This is a genomic window from Nitratiruptor sp. YY08-26 (genome assembly GCF_016593215.1).
GTDB lineage: Bacteria > Campylobacterota > Campylobacteria > Campylobacterales > Nitratiruptoraceae > Nitratiruptor > Nitratiruptor tergarcus.
The window spans coordinates 906,452-924,155 of the sequence record NZ_AP023063.1 but is presented as its reverse complement, the minus strand read 5'-3'; the positions used below and the strand labels follow the sequence as shown (position 1 = coordinate 924,155).

Annotated in this window: 20 protein-coding genes; 6 read left to right on the top strand and 14 right to left on the bottom strand. The window is 34.8% G+C overall.

Features of this window, described 5'->3' with window-relative positions; genetic code table 11:
• Positions 1-2 precede the first annotated feature (2 nt).
• From metG to JG738_RS05050, 4 genes are read left to right on the top strand one after another with little or no spacing between them, the layout of a single operon-like run.
• Complete coding sequence (metG, locus tag JG738_RS05065; RefSeq protein WP_201338663.1) at positions 3-1,913, top strand: methionine--tRNA ligase; 1,911 nt, start codon at positions 3-5, stop codon at positions 1,911-1,913.
• Positions 1,910-2,857 (top strand): hypothetical protein, encoded by a 948-nt coding sequence (locus tag JG738_RS05060; protein ID WP_201338662.1) that lies wholly within the window; start codon positions 1,910-1,912, stop codon positions 2,855-2,857. Before metG ends, JG738_RS05060 begins: the two co-directional genes overlap by 4 nt.
• An 11-nt stretch (positions 2,858-2,868) precedes the next feature.
• A complete protein-coding gene (locus JG738_RS05055; protein WP_201338661.1) occupies positions 2,869-4,023 on the top strand; it encodes a calcium:proton antiporter in 1,155 nt (384 codons plus the stop codon).
• Between the two features lie 9 nt (positions 4,024-4,032).
• Positions 4,033-5,121, top strand: coding sequence for a TRAP transporter substrate-binding protein (locus tag JG738_RS05050; protein WP_201338660.1), 1,089 nt, complete (start codon positions 4,033-4,035; stop codon positions 5,119-5,121).
• 4 nt (positions 5,122-5,125) lie between these two features.
• Here the strand turns inward: JG738_RS05050 and queC are convergent, their stop codons facing one another.
• The 4 genes from queC to JG738_RS05030 are packed head-to-tail and all read right to left on the bottom strand — an operon-like array spanning position 5,126 to position 9,105.
• The gene (gene queC / locus JG738_RS05045; RefSeq protein ID WP_201338659.1) at positions 5,126-5,791 is read right to left on the bottom strand and encodes a 7-cyano-7-deazaguanine synthase QueC; all 666 of its coding nucleotides are present in this window, start codon (positions 5,789-5,791) and stop codon (positions 5,126-5,128) included.
• On the bottom strand, positions 5,788-6,561 hold the full coding sequence (locus JG738_RS05040; protein ID WP_201338658.1) for a protein-glutamate O-methyltransferase CheR: 774 nt from the start codon (positions 6,559-6,561) through the stop codon (positions 5,788-5,790). The genes queC and JG738_RS05040 overlap by 4 nt, the downstream gene beginning before the upstream one ends.
• The gene (locus JG738_RS05035; protein WP_201338657.1) at positions 6,554-7,123 is read right to left on the bottom strand and encodes a chemotaxis protein CheB; all 570 of its coding nucleotides are present in this window, start codon (positions 7,121-7,123) and stop codon (positions 6,554-6,556) included. The genes JG738_RS05040 and JG738_RS05035 overlap by 8 nt, the downstream gene beginning before the upstream one ends.
• Entirely contained in the window at positions 7,120-9,105 is a 1,986-nt protein-coding gene (locus JG738_RS05030; RefSeq protein ID WP_201338656.1) for a methyl-accepting chemotaxis protein, read from the bottom strand. The genes JG738_RS05035 and JG738_RS05030 overlap by 4 nt, the downstream gene beginning before the upstream one ends.
• A 45-nt stretch (positions 9,106-9,150) precedes the next feature.
• Between JG738_RS05030 and ybeY the strand changes: the two genes are divergently transcribed.
• Both ybeY and JG738_RS05020 read left to right on the top strand, forming a co-directional pair.
• Positions 9,151-9,570 carry an rRNA maturation RNase YbeY gene (ybeY, locus tag JG738_RS05025; RefSeq protein ID WP_201338655.1) on the top strand — a complete coding sequence of 140 codons (420 nt, stop codon included), beginning with the start codon at positions 9,151-9,153 and terminating at the stop codon, positions 9,568-9,570.
• Positions 9,570-10,496 carry a calcium/sodium antiporter gene (locus JG738_RS05020; protein ID WP_201338654.1) on the top strand — a complete coding sequence of 309 codons (927 nt, stop codon included), beginning with the start codon at positions 9,570-9,572 and terminating at the stop codon, positions 10,494-10,496. Before ybeY ends, JG738_RS05020 begins: the two co-directional genes overlap by 1 nt.
• Here the strand turns inward: JG738_RS05020 and mrdA are convergent.
• From mrdA to JG738_RS04970, 10 genes are read right to left on the bottom strand one after another with little or no spacing between them, the layout of a single operon-like run.
• The gene (gene mrdA / locus JG738_RS05015) at positions 10,480-12,264 is read right to left on the bottom strand and encodes a penicillin-binding protein 2 (protein WP_201338653.1); all 1,785 of its coding nucleotides are present in this window, start codon (positions 12,262-12,264) and stop codon (positions 10,480-10,482) included. The two genes, JG738_RS05020 and mrdA, sit on opposite strands and share 17 nt — an antisense overlap.
• Positions 12,254-12,703, bottom strand: coding sequence for a hypothetical protein (locus JG738_RS05010; protein ID WP_201338652.1), 450 nt, complete (start codon positions 12,701-12,703; stop codon positions 12,254-12,256). Before JG738_RS05010 ends, mrdA begins: the two co-directional genes overlap by 11 nt.
• The gene (locus JG738_RS05005; protein WP_370583677.1) at positions 12,667-13,128 is read right to left on the bottom strand and encodes an N-acetyltransferase; all 462 of its coding nucleotides are present in this window, start codon (positions 13,126-13,128) and stop codon (positions 12,667-12,669) included. Before JG738_RS05005 ends, JG738_RS05010 begins: the two co-directional genes overlap by 37 nt.
• A complete protein-coding gene (gene yihA / locus JG738_RS05000; RefSeq protein WP_201338650.1) occupies positions 13,097-13,714 on the bottom strand; it encodes a ribosome biogenesis GTP-binding protein YihA/YsxC in 618 nt (205 codons plus the stop codon). The genes JG738_RS05005 and yihA overlap by 32 nt, the downstream gene beginning before the upstream one ends.
• Positions 13,711-14,172, bottom strand: a complete 462-nt coding sequence (gene lptA, locus JG738_RS04995) for a lipopolysaccharide transport periplasmic protein LptA (protein ID WP_201338649.1) — start codon at positions 14,170-14,172, stop codon at positions 13,711-13,713. The genes yihA and lptA overlap by 4 nt, the downstream gene beginning before the upstream one ends.
• On the bottom strand, positions 14,169-14,666 hold the full coding sequence (lptC, locus tag JG738_RS04990) for an LPS export ABC transporter periplasmic protein LptC (RefSeq protein ID WP_201338648.1): 498 nt from the start codon (positions 14,664-14,666) through the stop codon (positions 14,169-14,171). Before lptC ends, lptA begins: the two co-directional genes overlap by 4 nt.
• Entirely contained in the window at positions 14,663-15,163 is a 501-nt protein-coding gene (locus tag JG738_RS04985; RefSeq protein ID WP_201338647.1) for an HAD family hydrolase, read from the bottom strand. Before JG738_RS04985 ends, lptC begins: the two co-directional genes overlap by 4 nt.
• Positions 15,160-15,732, bottom strand: coding sequence for an imidazoleglycerol-phosphate dehydratase HisB (hisB, locus tag JG738_RS04980; protein WP_201338646.1), 573 nt, complete (start codon positions 15,730-15,732; stop codon positions 15,160-15,162). Before hisB ends, JG738_RS04985 begins: the two co-directional genes overlap by 4 nt.
• Position 15,733: 1 nt before the next feature.
• Positions 15,734-16,513, bottom strand: coding sequence for a septal ring lytic transglycosylase RlpA family protein (locus JG738_RS10580; RefSeq protein WP_370583676.1), 780 nt, complete (start codon positions 16,511-16,513; stop codon positions 15,734-15,736).
• Positions 16,497-17,702, bottom strand: coding sequence for a lytic transglycosylase domain-containing protein (locus JG738_RS04970; protein WP_201338645.1), 1,206 nt, complete (start codon positions 17,700-17,702; stop codon positions 16,497-16,499). The genes JG738_RS10580 and JG738_RS04970 overlap by 17 nt, the downstream gene beginning before the upstream one ends.
• Positions 17,703-17,704: the final 2 nt, after the last annotated feature.

Genomic DNA, 17,704 nt, shown 5'->3' with positions numbered 1-17,704 from the left:
CGATGAAAAAATATATCACCACACCAATATACTATGTCAACGATGTTCCGCATATTGGACACGCCTACACTACCATCATAGCAGATGCTGCAGCACGCTATTTTAGACTAAGAGGGTTTGATACATTTTTTCTCACAGGAACTGATGAGCATGGACAAAAGATAGAAGAGGCTGCAAAAAAAAGAGGTAAAAGTCCTCAAGAGTATGCAGATGAAATCAGCGCAAAATTTCGCAATTTATGGGATGAGTTTGAAATAAGCTACGATAAATTCATACGCACTACAGATCCTGATCATATCAAAGGTGTACAAAAAGCTTTTGAAATAATGTATAACAAAGGCGACATTTATAAAGGGACATATGAAGGACACTACTGCATAAGCTGCGAATCGTTTTTTCCAGAATCTCAACTCATTGATAATGAGTTTTGTCCCGATTGCGGTAAACAGACATCTATAGTAAAGGAAGAGAGCTACTTTTTTAGACTTTCCAAATACCAAGATAAACTTTTAGAGCTTTATGCAAATGAAGAGAAATTTGTATTACCAAAATCAAAAAAGAATGAAGTAATTCGCTTTGTGCAAGGAGGTCTGCAAGATCTCTCTATTACGCGTACGAGTTTTAGCTGGGGCATTCCTTTACCAAAATCAATAAACGATCCAAAGCATGTGATGTATGTATGGCTTGATGCACTGCTTAATTACGTAACAGCTCTTGGATATGGAACTGATGAAGCCCTGATGCACTATTGGCCTGCTGATTACCATCTTGTTGGCAAAGATATTTTACGCTTTCATGCTGTTTATTGGCCAGCATTTTTGATGAGCCTAGAATTGCCAATGCCAAAACATATAGCAACACATGGTTGGTGGACGAGAAATGGTGAAAAGATGAGTAAATCTAAAGGAAATGTCATCGATCCAAAAGTCGTAGCAGATGCCTATGGATTGGAAAATTTTCGCTATTTTCTTCTTCGTGAAGTTCCTTTTGGACAAGATGGAGATTTTAGTCAAAAAGCACTCATAGATCGTATCAACAATGATCTTGGGAACGATCTTGGAAATCTCCTCAATCGCATCATTGGTATGAGTGGAAAATATTTTGACTATACTATTGATAGCAAAGATGTAAAAAAATTTCATGGAAAAGAGCTTGAAGAGACAAAAACAATTATCGAAACGCTTCCTCCGTTAATAGAAGATATGAAATGGCACCGCTTTTTGGAAGAGCTCTGGAAGATTCTTACAATCGCAAATAAAGCAATCGATCAGTACACTCCTTGGGTTAAAATGAAAGAGGGTAAAGAGGATGAAGCGATGGCGCTCATTGCTTTAGTTGCAAATATTTTAGCTAAAACTGCCATCCTTTTGCATCCTGTAATGCCAAAAACTACACAAAAAATTGCACAAACACTTGGATTTTCTATTACGCAAGAGAGTTTTGTAGACTACATCGAAAAAGAGAATTTATTAGGAAAATTTACAATTCAAAAAATCCCACCACTCTTTCCTAAAATTGAAACACCTCTCATGCAAGAAGTAAAAAAAGAGACTAAACCGCAAAAACCACAAAATACTCAAGAGGATGGAGTCATTACAATAGATGACTTTTTTAAAGTCTCAATAAAAGTAGGAACCATTAAAGAGGCTGAAGAGGTACCAAAAAGCAAAAAACTTCTTAAACTCTTGGTAGATCTAGACGAAGAGAAACCAAGGCAAATAATTGCAGGTATCAAGGAGTTCTATACTCCACAAGATCTCATTGGGGAGCAGGTGTGCGTAGTTGCTAATCTCAAGCCAGCAAAATTGATGGGATATTTAAGTGAAGGAATGGTACTTGCTGCACGTGATGAAGAGGGATTAACGCTCATCGGTCCTAAAACACGCAAAAAAGAGGGAACACCAGTGAAATGAGACTTCTTAGTCTCGTCTCCTTAATAGGAGGAGAACTGAAAAACTCCCCTGCTATATCTACAATCACAGGGTTTACATCTCATCCTGCATCAGTAAAAAGAGGATCTCTTTTCTTTGCAAAAGATAAATCTCAAGTCTCTGATGCCATTGCTAATGGAGCCTATGCAATCGTTTATGAAGGATGGATCCAAAGAAGCGATGAAGAGATTGCCTGGATTAAAGTTAACTCTTTGCTTGAAGCTGTACAAAAACTTATACGGTTTTTACTTATAAAAAATCAAGCCCATATTATTACTCTTTCACCTCTTGGATTAGAACTTGCGCAAATTGTAATTCAAGATGAAAAGATAGCCTTCTTTCAAAATAGCTATTTTGATTTTTTGGAGCAGTATCACACTCAAGAGTTTGTTGCAGCTCCAAAAGAGTTTGCATTACAATTAGCTTTAGATAACACAAAATCCCCTATAGCTACTATAAAAGTGATACAAGAAAGACTTTTTGAGACAACTTTTATCTATAGAGGTAAATTCTATGCAAGGCAGAGAATTTCGCCACTCTTTTTGCAAGAGTTTCAAGAGGTTCTAGGACTCATTGATATGTATAATTTTTTCTTCGATTTTTCCCATCTCAAAGATTTTCCTCATTTTCATCCACATTTTTTAGAAAGAGACTTTACCGAGTGTGAATTTGGTACAAGTGATCGCGTTATCATTACTGAGCCAGACATCACACTCTTGCCAAGAGAATCCATTTTTTTGCAAGAAAAAGCCCCATGGGCACAACTACTCTTTTTCTGTTTCTCTTGCAATCTTAAAACTTTTGATACAATCAAAATTGATGGAGTCAAGAATTTTTTATATAATCGCAGGTTCAATTATGCATTATGTGAAGAGTTTGATATCAAAACTCTTGCAAAACAGCAGCAACAAAAAACACTATTTTAAGGAGGAAGTAGTTGCAAAGTGACAGTTCGCCCGTTTTTCGAGATTTAGTTGAAGACTATTGGGATATTGCCGTAGGTTTATTAGCCGCATTAGCAGCATTTTATTTTCACTCAACACATCATGGACATACAGCCACATTTATCGCTGCTCTTTCTATAGTAGCACTCTCAGTTACTGTAAGTGAAGTTGCCGAAATTTTAGCTGAAAGACTTGGAGAGCCATATGGCAGTTTTGTTCTTACATTTAGTGCAGTAGCAGTTGAAATTATTTTACTCTTCATGATACTTACAACAAGAGGAGATGCGCAACAAGAAAACCTTGAAATTGTCAAAAGTGGTATTATCTCTGCAGTGATTGTAGATATGAATGTTTTACTCGGACTTGCCGTTTTTATTGGAGGATTGGCGTTTGCAGAGCAAGAACATAATGAAGATACCTCAAGCACATATACCACTATTCTTTTTATCTCTTCCATTGCCCTTTTGGTTCCTAGTCTCTTAGTCTATACTCCTGATGGCTCTTCAAAACTGCTCAAAGCAAGTATTATCATATCTATCATGTTATTTACCTACTATATTATTATCTATGTTTTTCAAACAAAAACACACTCACACTTTTTCAAATCAACCGCTAGAAGTAGAATTTTGCGCCTTAAAAAACGCAAGAAAATACTTGAAGATGAAGAGCATGAAGATACATATATTTTTGAAAAACTGCCTATCTGGGCAAATCTGATTGTAATCTTTTTACTCATTTTTCTCACTGGCATCATGGCTGAAATCTTTGCACATGACTCTCACACTCTTTTCCAATCATTTGGGATCTCTTCAGGCCTTGCAGGTCTTATCATTGCTATTATTAGTGTCTCTCCAGAACTCATTACTGCCGTCAAAGCAGCTAAAAATGATCAGATCCAACGCGTTGTTAATATAGCTATGGGGGCAAGTACAGTCTCGATTCTTGTGACAGTTCCGGTCCTCATGGCACTAGCCTATTTCAATCATATTCCCTTTACATTGGATTTCAATGCACTGCAAATAGGTGCACTCCTTTTAACTGTCATACTCGCTTGGAAAACAACTGATAATGGTGAAACAAACTATATCGAAGGTGCATCACATCTCATGTTTTTTGCATGCTTCGCTGTCATTGCAGCAATGTATTAAAGGATTATCATGAAAAGAAGAGGTTTTCTTGGAGTTACTGCAGCAGCAACAGCACTTTTGCTCGGAGGTTGTAAAAGAGAAGAATCAAAAAAGGTGTACATCTCCAAAAAAAGAAAAATAACAGTAAAACTTGCAACAAGCTGGCCTGCTAATTTTCCTATTATGGGTGAAGGTGTCAATGAATTTGCCAAACAGGTGCACAATGCCAGTGGAGGAGAAGTAGTAGTCAAAGTATTTGCAAAAAATCTTTTAGTACCTGCATTAGGGGTTTTTGATGCTTGTAGTGCTGGTCAAATCGAAGCTTTTCACTCAGGGCCATATTACTGGAAAGGTAAAAATCCAGCTTTTAGCCTCTTTGGTGGCTTTCCTTTTGGTTTTACATCCAATGAAATGAATGCCTGGATGCTCTATGGCGGAGGACTTGAAATCTGGAGGAAACTTTATAGTAAATACAATCTCTATCCCCTTTTAGGAGGAAATACAGATGTACAGATGGGTGGCTGGTTTCGCAAAGAGATAAAGAGCCTTGGGGATCTTAAAGGTTTAAAGATGCGTATTCCAGGACTTGGAGGAGAAGTTATGGCAAAGTTGGGTGTCAATCCTATACTTTTGCCTGCTGGAGAAATATATACTGCTCTTGATAGAGGTACTATTGATGCTACCGAATGGGTTGGACCAGCACTTGATATAAAAATGGGATTTTATAAAGTTGCAAAATTTTACTATAGCGGTTTTCATGAGCCAGGAAGCGTACTTGAACTTACTTTCAACAAAAAATTTTGGCAAACGCTTCCGCATGATATTCAATCGCTTCTGCAAAGCTGCGCAAATGAGCTTAATGCAAAGATGGTATATAACTTTCAAGCAAAAAATGCACAAGCTCTCCAAGAGCTTAGAAAATTGGGCGTTACCTTGAAAAATTGGCCAGAAGAGATAGTAGAAGCTGCCAAAAAAGCTCTTTTTCAAGTTATAGAAGAGCAAAGTAGTAAATCACAAGATTTCAAAGAGGTTTGGAGTAAGATTGAGCCATTTTGGCAACAAAATAGATCATGGAGTGCACTAGGTCTTAAAAACTATCTTGAAATGCGTGATAGCTAAAAATTTAAGTCGCTTTATATGGAATTTTGTCCTTTAATCCTGCTTTTTCAAACCCTTTGAGGCGAAGGCGACAGCTATCACATACGCCGCAAGCTTCATCTTCGTTTTGGTAACAGCTCCACGTCAATTCCAAAGGAACTCCAAGGCTATAAGCCTTGCTTACAATATCTTCTTTTTTGAGATGAATAAGAGGAGCTTTGATGGCGATATTTGTTTCATCCTTTGTACCAAGATTTATCGCTTTTTCCATTGCTTCAATAAAACTTTCCCTACAATCAGGATATCCACTGCTATCCTCTTCTACAACACCAATAAAAATAGCTTCTGCTCCCTCTTTTTCAGCTATTGCAGCAGCTATACTTAAAAATATACCATTACGAAATGGTACATAAGTAACTGGAACTCCTGGTTTTATTCCATCAACTGGTACAGCTATATTCTCATCTACTAAAGCAGATGCACCAATCTGTTTGAAAAAAGGAAGATCTATTTCGTATGTTTTTGCTCCAAGCTCTTTGGCAATAGTACGAAATGCTTCAAGCTCTTTTGTCTGTGTTCGCTGTCCATAATTAAAATGTATTGCTATAATAAAATAGCCCTCATTTTTTGCTATAAAGCTCGCAAGAGTACTATCCATCCCTCCACTGAGTATACAAACCGCTTTTTTCATTCTGGTAACTTCTTATAAAAAATTTTATTATCGCAGATAATTTTATCAAAACCTGCATGCTTTTTAAAATAGTCTGAAAAGCTCACAAAAAGATACCCTTCAGGCTTGAGTACCTTGTGAAATATATGAAGTGCTTCTTCTTTTTTTACTGCATCAAGATAGATAAAAAGATTACGACAAAATATAAAGTCATACTGCCCAAATGTAAGAATAGCATCATCAAAGAGATTTAGAGTATAAAAGTTAACAAATTGTTTTAAAAAACTTTTAACATCACAGTATCTATCTTTGCAATTGAAAAATCTCTTTTTAATGTTTTCATCAAGATTTATTAATGCTCTTTTTTCGTATTTGCCATTCAAAGCTTTCTCAATAGCTTTAGGATTAATATCAATCGCATCAATAGAAAAACTCTCTATACCATTTTGCAAGAGGACAATAGCAATACTATAAGGCTCTTCCCCATTAGCACAAGGAAGAGAGAGGATAGATGGAGCAATGATATGCTCTTTGTGGATAAGTTCAACAAGAATATCAAAGTGTGAACTTTCTCTAAAAAAGAAGCTCTGTGATACAGTCAACTCCTCTATAAAAGTTTTAAAAAGGTTCTCATTGCTTTGCAGTGATTGTAATAACTCCTCGCAAGAAAAAATAGAAGCATTTTTCATAATTTCTGTAATTTTTATATAGAAAATCGCTTCTTTATTAGCAAACGTTATTCCTGTTTTTTCATAAAAGAGACGCTCTATCTTTTTGAGACAATTATGCATCTTGCAAGAACTGCTTTATCATTGTTACTATTTCTTCAAAACTGAGTATTTCACTGCATGCATTTTGTTGCACTGCTCTTTTTGGCATACCATATACCGCTACACTCTCTTTAGAAGCCACAACACTCTTTGCTCCATTTTCATGAAGTTTTTTGAGACCTTCAATGCCATCATCTCCAATACCTGAGAGTAAAATTGCTATAACTTCTGAAAGATCCTTTTTATTCTGCACAACAGATAAAAGAAGTTGATTAATATCTGGTTTATAAAGAGACTCTATTTGTGTATCATGCAATATCTCTTTATCATTAGCACTATCATATATTGTCACATTTTTTGAATCACATATATAGATTTGATTTTTTTCTAAAATAGCTTTTTTATCAACTTTTTTAATTGGTACAGAGCTATTTTCTCGTAAAATTTCTACGAATCCATCTATATAGTTTTCTTGGAGATGTACCGCCATAACTATAGCTCCATCAATATTTTTGAAGCTTTTTACAATCTTATCAAGACTACAAATACTCCCTGCTGATGCTCCTATAAAAACAAGTTTCATGTTTTATACTCTTGTAATTTATTGCGTAAAAGTTCAATTTGTTTATAGAGATACTCTGTTGAAGTAGCAATCTCTTCTACATTTCTTGCATTGAGTGAAGAGAGCTCATTTATCTTATCAATATCAGCTATTATATCTTCAATATTTTTGAGAATATTTTTAATCTGTTGTGAAGAGTGAAGCGAATTTTTTACTGTTTCATCCATTACACTCGATATCGAATCCACATCTGCTTCTATATTATCAACAGAATTTGAAAGATTTATAATATTTTTTGCATTTTTAGCTATCTCTTTGCTAATGCTATTGATTTGTGTAAGAAGTTGTGTAATAGTAGTATTGATTTTCTCAACATGATGTCTCGATTTTTCAGCTAATCCTCTTACCTCTTCAGCCACAACAGCAAAACCTTTACCATGCTCTCCTGCACGTGCTGCTTCTATGGCAGCATTGAGAGCTAAAAGGTTCGTTTGATTTGCTATCTCTTCAATAAGTGTTAATACATTTGTAGTTTCATTTGTTAAATTGACTAATTTATTTAGTTCATTAGCGATAAACTCCTCTTTATTTGCACTCTGCTTTACTTCTTTGACAAGTTTTAAAATATTCTCTTTGGAAAATTGTAGAAGATTATTTGCTTGTTGCATATCTGTCTGCGCATTATCAAGACTTTCCACAGAATTAAGGAGTGGACTTTTGATTTTTTGAGCATTTTGTGCACTTTGTGACACAAAATATGCCTCCTGCTCCATATTGTTACCAATATCCATAGCCGTTTGTGCAAGCTCTTGGGCTACCTTTGAATCGTTTTGTACTCCATTTTTGGCATGGGAAATTGCATCCTTTGCAAAATTTATCAACGTATTGATGTGATAAACTATTTTACTCAACTCATCTTGTGAAGTTATTGGGATCTGTTTAGAGAAATCTTTTGTTTTTACAATCTCTTCAAGATTAGTATTGATGGTTTGGATATAGGTATTGATTGTTCTTTCAATAATCAAATAACCTATAAATAGTACGAGAGAGACCCCCAATAATGTTATGAAAAGAGTAACAAAAAGTTCTTGCTTATTCTGCTTTATGATTTTTTGATTGTCTTGAATGATTATATGAGCTATTTTATCTTCAATATTTTTCAAAAGATTAATCTTTTTCGTAATAGTATCAAACCAATAGTCTGGATCTATTCCAAATCCGCCAGTGGCTTGACGCTTCAGTGCAATCTGCTCCATTCTTTTTACCTCTTCAATGGCTCGACCCTTCAAAGTATTTTTGTAGATATGTAAAAGTTTTGCGGGAGCCGCAATTACAAATGCATCTAAAAAGGCTTTTTGCTCACTCATAAGCCTAATAAATTTTGCAAAAAAACCCGGCATAAAAGCATCTTTAGCAAAAGTTGCTGAAAGTACTGCTCTTTCTATTCCAGCTCGCTCTTTTGAAAGTAGAAAATCATCATAAGCTATTAGCTCTTTAGCTATAAGAGCATCATCACATTTTTTAGCTATTTCACCAATAGCAAGCAAAAAAGCTCCATTAATGCTTGTATAAAATCCTATGGCCTTTTTCGTATCAATATTTAATGCAAGTACCTTGTTTCTTATCGTATTTAATTGGCGCAATGATGTAAGAATCTTATTTATTCGTGAATGTATAGAACTTTTTCTTTTTTGATTTTGTTCATAAGATAAAAAAGTTGTTAACTCTTTGAGACGTTTATTAGTTAATTGATATTGTATTCTTATTTTTTTTACAAATTTTTTTCCACCACTTCCAAGATACCCTGCACTTCTACCACGCTCTTTTTGTAACTCATGTACAAGATTGGAAATTTTAATACTCAATAAAACATCATATTTTCGTTGCTGTGCTGCTTGATACTCTTTGTAATCTCTCATGAGATCTCTTACACCAACAACACCTGCATACACCAAAAATATAAGTACGAGAAAAAACATTTTCCCTTTTATTGTTTTTACCATATCCCCTATCCTTTTTGGTACAATATCATCAAAAAATGGATTGTAATGATCGAACTAGACAATCGAACAAAAATTTCGTTTGATATTACTATTATCGAAAAAATTGCCGATCTTTTGACAGATAAAGATATTGAATTACTCATAGTCGATAATGAAGAGATTCGCAAACTCAACAAACTCTATCGCAGCATTGATAAACCTACAGATGTTTTAAGTTTTCCCCTGCAAAATGCACCTATGACACCACTTGGTAGTATCGTCATCTCCATTGAAAAAGCACAAGAAGCAGCCAAAAAATTTGGTCATACTCTTGATGAAGAGATTGCTCTGCTTTTTACTCACGGTTTATTACATCTTCTAGGATATGATCACGAAACAGATAGTGGACAAATGCGCAAAAAAGAGCAAGAGATTATTGAGCATTTCAATCTTCCAAAAAGTCTTATAGTAAGGACAGAAGAGTAATGGATTATATTATTTTTATTATTTCCATGGCAGCACTTATTAAAGGTGCCGATCTCATTATAAAAGAGTCTGAAAAAATTGCACTCCATTTTGGCATAAGCGAATTTGTTATTGGTGCTACACTCATAGCATTAGGTACAAGTCTTCCAGAAATGGCTGCAAGCATAGCTGCTAGTTTTAAACATAAAAGTGATCTTGCTGTATCTAATGTTATAGGAAGTGTTACACTCAATATTACCTTAGTTTTGGGAATTGTTTTTTTACTTGCAAAAAAGCTTTCGCCTTCACGTGATATATTTGGAAAAGATAGTTCATGGGCTCTTTTTCCAATATTTATTTTTTTCCTTGTTGCTTTTGATGGTACTATAACACGCTTAGAAGGGGGGCTCTTTCTCTTATTGATGGGGGGATATCTTCTCTTTCTCTCGCAAGAACCATCAATTGTTGCAGAAGAGATAGATGAAGAGATTTTGCAAGAAAAGTTTAATTGGCCACCCACTTTAGTGTTTTTGCTTATCGGATTTATAATGGTCATCTATGGAGCAGATTATGCAGTGCAAAGTGCTAGTAATATAGCACGCCATCTTGGAGTAAGTGAGTGGATAATTGGACTTTTTCTTGTATCATTTGGTACTAGTCTTCCAGAACTCATTGTAAGTGTCGTAGCAGCTATCAATAAAAAAGCTGATATGAGTATAGGTAACATAATAGGCTCAAATGTAGCAAATTTTAGTGTAGTTCTTGGTTCTGCAGCAGTTGTCAATCCTTTGCTTGTAAATATTCAAACATACGCTTTTGATATTGCTACAGCATTCATAGCATCACTCATGCTTGTTTTTATCGCTGCTAATAGACTCTATAATAAATCAGCAGGAATTGTGCTCCTAGTAACACTGGGGGTTTTTGTACTTAATCACGTGCCCTAAAATAACCAAGCTCAATCATTTTTGTATATATAGCATTTACAATTGGTCCTGCAGCTGCACCACCATGTCCACCATGCTCCACAAGTACTGTTACTATATAGCGAGGTTGTTTAAAGGGAGCATATGTAGTAAGCCAAGCGTGTGAACGGGAGTAATATGCCAATTCTTCCTCTTTCATTCTCTCTTTTTCATCTTGTGGTATACCTACTATTTGTGCAGTACCTGTTTTTCCTGCTATTTTTATTGGCAAAGAGATATGTCTTGTGGCTGTACCTTTTGGATGATTACACACCTCATACATTCCTCTTCGTATAAATTTAAGATTGCGTTTTTGCAATGGAGTTAAAACATCTTCTTCTTTTGGAATATAGTTTTTATAAGTAAAACTCCTTGCAAAATGGGGAGTTGGAAGTTTTCCCGTAGCAAGTAAAGCGGTATAACGAGCAATTTGCATAGGTGTGACAAGATCATACCCTTGTCCTATAGAAGATACTACAGTTTCCCCTTGATACCAATTCAATCCATATTTTCTCTTTTTCCACTCTTTATCAGGAACAACACCAATAAATTCATTTGGAAGATCTACACCACTCTTTTTACCAAAGCCCATTTTACGAAGATCAAAAGCAATTTTGTTTATACCAACACGCAAGCTCCCTTCATAAAAATAGACATCACAACTCTCTCTAATAGCTTTAATAAGTCTCACCTCTTCATGACCTGTATGTTTCCAACACCGAAATTTGCGCTTTCCCAACTCTATAGCTCCATTGCAATAAAAAGGTGTATAGGGAGATATTTTACGTGAATCTAAAAATGAGAGTGCAACTCCCATTTTGATAGTTGATCCTGGAGGGTAAAGACCATTTATAAGTTTATTTGTAAAAGGGTGATTGAGATCACTTATAAGTTCTTTCCACTTTTTACGGCTAATTCCAGAGACAAAGAGATTAGGATCAAATTCAGGAAAACTTCCAGCTGCTAAAATTTCTCCGTTTGTTTTCATTACAATTGCTACACCTGCTTTATTTTGAAAAAGTTTATGGATAAACTCTTGCAGTCTCAAATCAAGAGTCAAGTAGAGATCTCTATTTTGTATTGGCTCCTTTTCTTCTACGATATCGATAACTCTATTAAAAGCAGTGACTTTAAGTTTTTTATATCCCAACTCTCCTTCTAGATAATCATTGTAATATTTTTCTATACCAGATTTGCCTATAATTCCAGTAATTTTGGCAACTTTATCTCTTTGTGCATCTTTTGTATTTGCTTTGGAGACATATCCTATTACATGTGATGCTATCTCTTTTTGTGGATAAAAGCGTTTAAAAGCTGGCTCTATTTTTATAAGAGGATCGAGTAAAAGATTTGTATAATAGGGCATCATACGCTCATATGAAATAAATGGTACAACTTCAATAGGATCGTGATTATAAGGTGAATCATGTTTTCTGTAGCGTTTTATGAGTTTTGAAGTATTGAGATCACTAAACTTTGCAGTTATTTTCTCAATTGAGCCAAGTAGTTTTTCTCTTTTTTTTAGATGAGGTACAATTTTTATCTTAAATCCAATATTATTCACTGCTAGAGGTTTTCCGTATCTATCAAGAATCTCTCCACGAACAGGAACAATCCACTCCTTTTTTATCATATTCTGTTTTGCTAAAGCTTCATAGTAGCTATTGGACTTAATAGAGAGAAAATATATACGAGAGAGTAAAATACCCCAAACAATAAAAAAGAGAATGAGTATAAATCTACTTCTCATATATCACCAATACCAAGATATCTAAAAGCATATAGTAGCCAACTATCCAAAAATCTAATGGATAAATTGTTTGTAAAATATATCCCAAAACTATATGGATGAGGATTATTCCTATATAGAAAAAGGCGCTGCTAGCAATTTTCAACATCACATTCCAAACAAAATATTTATATAAAATTTGCAATAAAGAGAGTGTAATAAAAAGATTGAAAAAGAGTGTATATCTTACAAAATCGTGATCAATTTCGTATAAATAAATATATGCAATACCAAAAAGCCAAGTAATTACATCCCGTTTTTGAAAAAGCAGCCATACAACTACCCCCAAGAGAGGGGGGAGATAGATAAAAATAGTTGTTAAAGGTTCATATACAAAAAGTAAGATAAGATAGATAAAGATTCTTAATTGACTCTTTTTAACATCGCCACTTCGTTGCATATAGGAAAATGCTTGCATTTTATACAATCTTGCCAGATTTTTTGTTCTGGTATCTGCTCTTTTGGTATCTCATGAAATCCCAGTTTTTCAAAAAACTCCCTGTTGTACGTAAGTGCTAATATCTCTTGGACAGCTAAAGATTTGCCCTCTTCAAGAGCCCGTGTTACAAGCTCTTTTCCTATTCCCTTTCCTTGAAACTCCTCTTTAACTATGAGGCTGCGTATCTCGGCTAAACGTATACTATGAATATGGAGTGCAACATATCCGATTATGCTCTCCTCTATTGAAGCAACAATATATGATCGTATATTTGTTGCCACTTCGTCATCACTTCTTGGCAGGATTATACCATCTTTAACATATTGCGCCACCAGACTTTGCATAGCTGGAATATCAGTGAGAATCGGTTTTTTGTATGTTACCAAAGACATGTTCGAGTATCTTTTCTTGAAGTTTTTCTATCCCCTCTTTGTTCATGCTTGAAATCAAAAGGGCATCAGGATAGAGTCGCTTTATTTTGGCTCTCTCTTTTTGTTTTAGTTTATCTGCTTTTGTAAAAACCTCTATTACCTTTTGATCACCTCTTTGGATACGTTGTAAAAATAGTCGTGTTTGCGCATCTAACTCCATTTCTGGATGTCTTGCGTCTATAAGGTGTACAAATACTCTAATTGATTCTCTTTTTTGCAAAAACTCTGTTAGACTCTTTTGCCAAGCGTTTTTAAGAGATTTACTCGTTTTTGCATACCCATAACCTGGAAGATCTACAAAACGAAGAGGATAGATATTCTCATCAACTTTGTAAACAACATCAAAAAAATTTATGAGCTTTGTTTTTCCTGGTGTTGCAGAGCTCTTTGCAAGATTTTTTCTTTGCGTTAATGCATTGAGTAGTGAGCTTTTTCCTACATTACTACGACCTAAAAAGGCCACCTCACTCATACTTGCTGGTGGCGCTTCTTTTATAGTAGGTGCAGATGTGATAAATGTTGCTTTGCTTACTTTTATCATTTTTCCTCTATTGTAAAAATCATCTTTACAGGAGTATCTTGTGTTCCTTTTACAGATATTTTACTCTGCTGGAGATTGAGATAGATGTTTTGCGCATAAATCCTCTTTTTTTGTGGAAACTGCACTATTTCCACACTACCACGAAGATAATACTCCTTTTTACTAGGGTAGTAAATAACCTCTTTGGCTTTACCTTTATATTTCTTGCCCTGTTGGTCATGTAAAACAAACGTTACATGCCCTTTTGCATCAATTTTCTGCGGCTTTTTTTCTTTGTTGAAATATATATAAACTTCATCAGCTTTAATAATATCACTGCCTTTTTTAAATATTACATTACCAATGAACTTAGAAAATAGTTTTTTTTGATCTGCTTCAAACTTCTTTGATGTTATCTCTATTTGTGCTGCATATAGCGAAAAAAAGCATAAACAAAGTATGAAGAATATCTTTTTCATATTGCACTCTTTACTATAGCTTTAATATCATAAGCTACTATTTTATCTAAATCAAGATAATATTGCATCTTACTCCCATTGAGTTCCATTTTCGCAGATACAACTCTAAAAGGTGTTGGTACATAAAGGATTTTCTTCTCAATGAAATATTGAGCACTTTGAGTAAAAAATTCCAATTCCTCACTCATGTAATGAATCGAACCTTGTAGTTTTAGTATCTTTTTTCCTTCATAAACACCTTTTTTTGCAAAGAGCTTTTTATCATCTGTTTGTATGCGTGGGTACTTTATCACCATTGTAGTAGCTTTTTGGATCGCTTCATCGCCTTCAAGATGTAGTTTCATACCTTGTGTATTAAAAATAGAAAAGACAAACTTACCCAACTCAACATTTGCTCGTGGCTGATTAGCTATCTCTACCTCAAAAGGTTTAAAAAAAATCAACCAAAAAAGAATAAATCCAAAAAGTGAAAGATAAAAAATATATATTTTCACTTCTTTACCCAATAATCGAGATATTCTTCATAGAGATGCTCTTTTTGTAAGAGGTATTCAATCATCTCTCTTACAGCACCTTTTCCACCATCATTCTTTAACACTATATCTACACGCTCTTTGATATATGTCACTGCATCTGCAGGAGCAAAAGAGATTCCTACAGCTTTGAGCAAACGATAATCATTAAGATCATCTCCAATTGCAGCAACACTTTCCAAAGGTATATGAAGCTTTTGCGCTAGTTCCTCAATCGCTTCATCTTTTCTCTTGACACATTGATAGAGATACTCTATTCCAAGCTCTTTGGCTCTACGTTCAACAATTTTCGACTCCCTACCTGTAATTATCGCAGCCTTTTTACCAAGACGTATCCACTGCACTATTGCAAAACCATCTTTGACGTTAAATGCTTTAAGTTCATCACCTTCATTTGTATAAATAATACTACCATCAGTCATACATCCATCAACATCAAGTACAATGAGTTCTATCATAAAACTCCCTTGGTACTGGGTAGCCCCGCTCGTGTATCAATTCTTAAAGCTCTGCGCAGTGCAACTGCTAAAGCTTTAAAAGAGGCTTCAGCAATATGGTGTTTATTTCTCCCACGAAGCTCAACAATGTGGCAAGTGATTCGTGCATTAAAAACAAAAGCTTTAAAAAACTCTTCAAAGAGTTCACAATCAAACTCCCCTACTTTTCCATCTAAAGATGTTTCATAGACCAGGTAGGGACGATTAGAGAGATCGAGTGCACAGCTTACTGCAGCCTCATCCATTACAACTACACTATCACCAAAACGCTCTCTATTTTCTACAGGAAAAACTGCTTTATAAAATGCTTCACCCAGTACAATACCCACATCTTCTACACTATGGTGAAAATCGATATGAATATCTCCTTTACAATAGACTTCAAGATTTAATCTCGCATGTTTGGCCAAGGCTTCTAACATATGATCAAAAAAGCCAATACCAGTATCAATTTGACTTTCACCAGTTCCATCAATATCAAGGGCTACTTGTATATCGGTCTCTTTTGTTTTTCGCTCAACTTTTACCATTTTAATTCCTTATAATAAATGCTCCAGGATATCTACCACTTCGTATGAAATCTCTTGCTTCATCTTCACTTTGAAAACCAGTTAGCCAAACTCTATAAAGAGGTGCTCCATCAAGTATAAATTTTTTGACAACTGCACGGTAGCGTCCATCTACTAAAGTATTACGTTCACGTGTAATAGAAGCTCCTTGATAGCGTCTAAAGGATCCTATCTGCACTGCGAAATTTGTAAGAACTATCGATTTATGCGGCATGTTTGGAAGCGAAGCAATATTTTTATCAAAATCCAATACCTCCAATTCCACAGGTGCTGTACCAGTACCTATCATGCCTATTTGTTTAGCAGCTGCATAGCTGAGATCAATAATTCTATTTCCTACAAAGGGGCCTCTATCATTAACTCTTACCACTACACTTTTATGGTTACGTAAATTTGTAACTTTTAGCATTGTGTTCATAGGAAGCGTTTTGTGTGCTGCAGTAAAATCATGCATATTATAAATCTCACCGTTACTTGTTTTTTTCCCATGAAAGTTTGGTCCATACCAGCTAGCAATCCCTCTATATTTTGTGCCTACCTCAACAACTGTTGGATAGTAAGTAATTCCATTGACTGTATAGGGGCGCATAGTGGCTCGGTGTACTGCGTTTGAACTTATAGGTTTGCCAAAAGTCGGCTTTGATGGAGCAAAATAGCTAATCTCTTGTTTAGAGCCGCATCCCCAAAAAAAGAGGCTTATTATACCAATCAAAACAACATTATTTTTAATAGAGGACAACAAGCTTCTCTCCAATTCTTAAAAAGTTATCTTTTTTATCGTTCCAAATTTTTAGTTTTTTAGCATCAACACCAAATTTATGGGCAATTTTGAGAATTGTATCTCCTTTTTTTACTTTATATATACGACGTGAGCGTTTGGCAATTGGGAGAATGAGTTTTTGATTTGGTCGTAATAGATTGGAAGAGAGATGGTTGAACTTTTTTATAAGAGCTATTTTGATTCCATAGCGATGGGCAATTTTATAGAGACTATCTCCTCTTTTAACTCTATAGACCAAAAATCCTCTTACACTATTAGAGGGTTTATAAAGTTTTTTAAATTCATTAAATTTAAGTTTTGGAATATAGATGGAGTATTTTTTAACATCAGGAGGTGTAAAGCCCCTTTTAATATGGGGATTGAGTTCTTGGAGGTAATTGAGACGCAATTTTATTTTGTTTGCTACATAATCAAGCAGCTCTGCACCTTTAATTTCTACAGGCATAATATCAAACTCTTCCCCTCTTGTGAGAATATATGCAAGATCGCTATTAAGCATATATTCATCATCATTTGCCATGAGTGCCAACATCACTATTTTATACAAATAGCGTCTACTCTCTTTAGGAAGATATCTCTTTTTCTCATCTAGTAACACTCTTACATCATCTGTACCAGCCCTTTTTATAGCTCGCTTCACAGCACCCTCTCCAGCATTATATGCCAAAGCAGCTAAATACCACTTCCCAAACATTTTATGGAGTCTTTTGAGATATTTGATAGCAGCATTAGTAGATCTGTATGGATCTCTTCTCTCATCCACAAATTCATCTATTCGTAAACCATACTTCTTTGCAGTTGCAGGCATGAACTGCCAAATTCCTACAGCCTTTTTATGTGATTTTGCTTTTACAGCAAAATTAGATTCAGCCAAAGCCATAAACAGAAAAACATCGGGGATATTGTATGCATTAATTATTTTTACAAGCTCTGGAACGAAATATGTCTCTACTTTTTGCACATCAAAAAAGTGGTGATTTTTGTAACGTGCATACTCTTTTTTTATTTTTTGGAATTTTTTACTATATAAAAATGATGTAGGCAGATCTAAACTTTTCGTAATATAGTGTCCTATACTATTCTTACCCTTCGCATCATAAGAAGCTAATGCAAAATGAATAGATATTAATAAGATTAATACAATTCTCATTT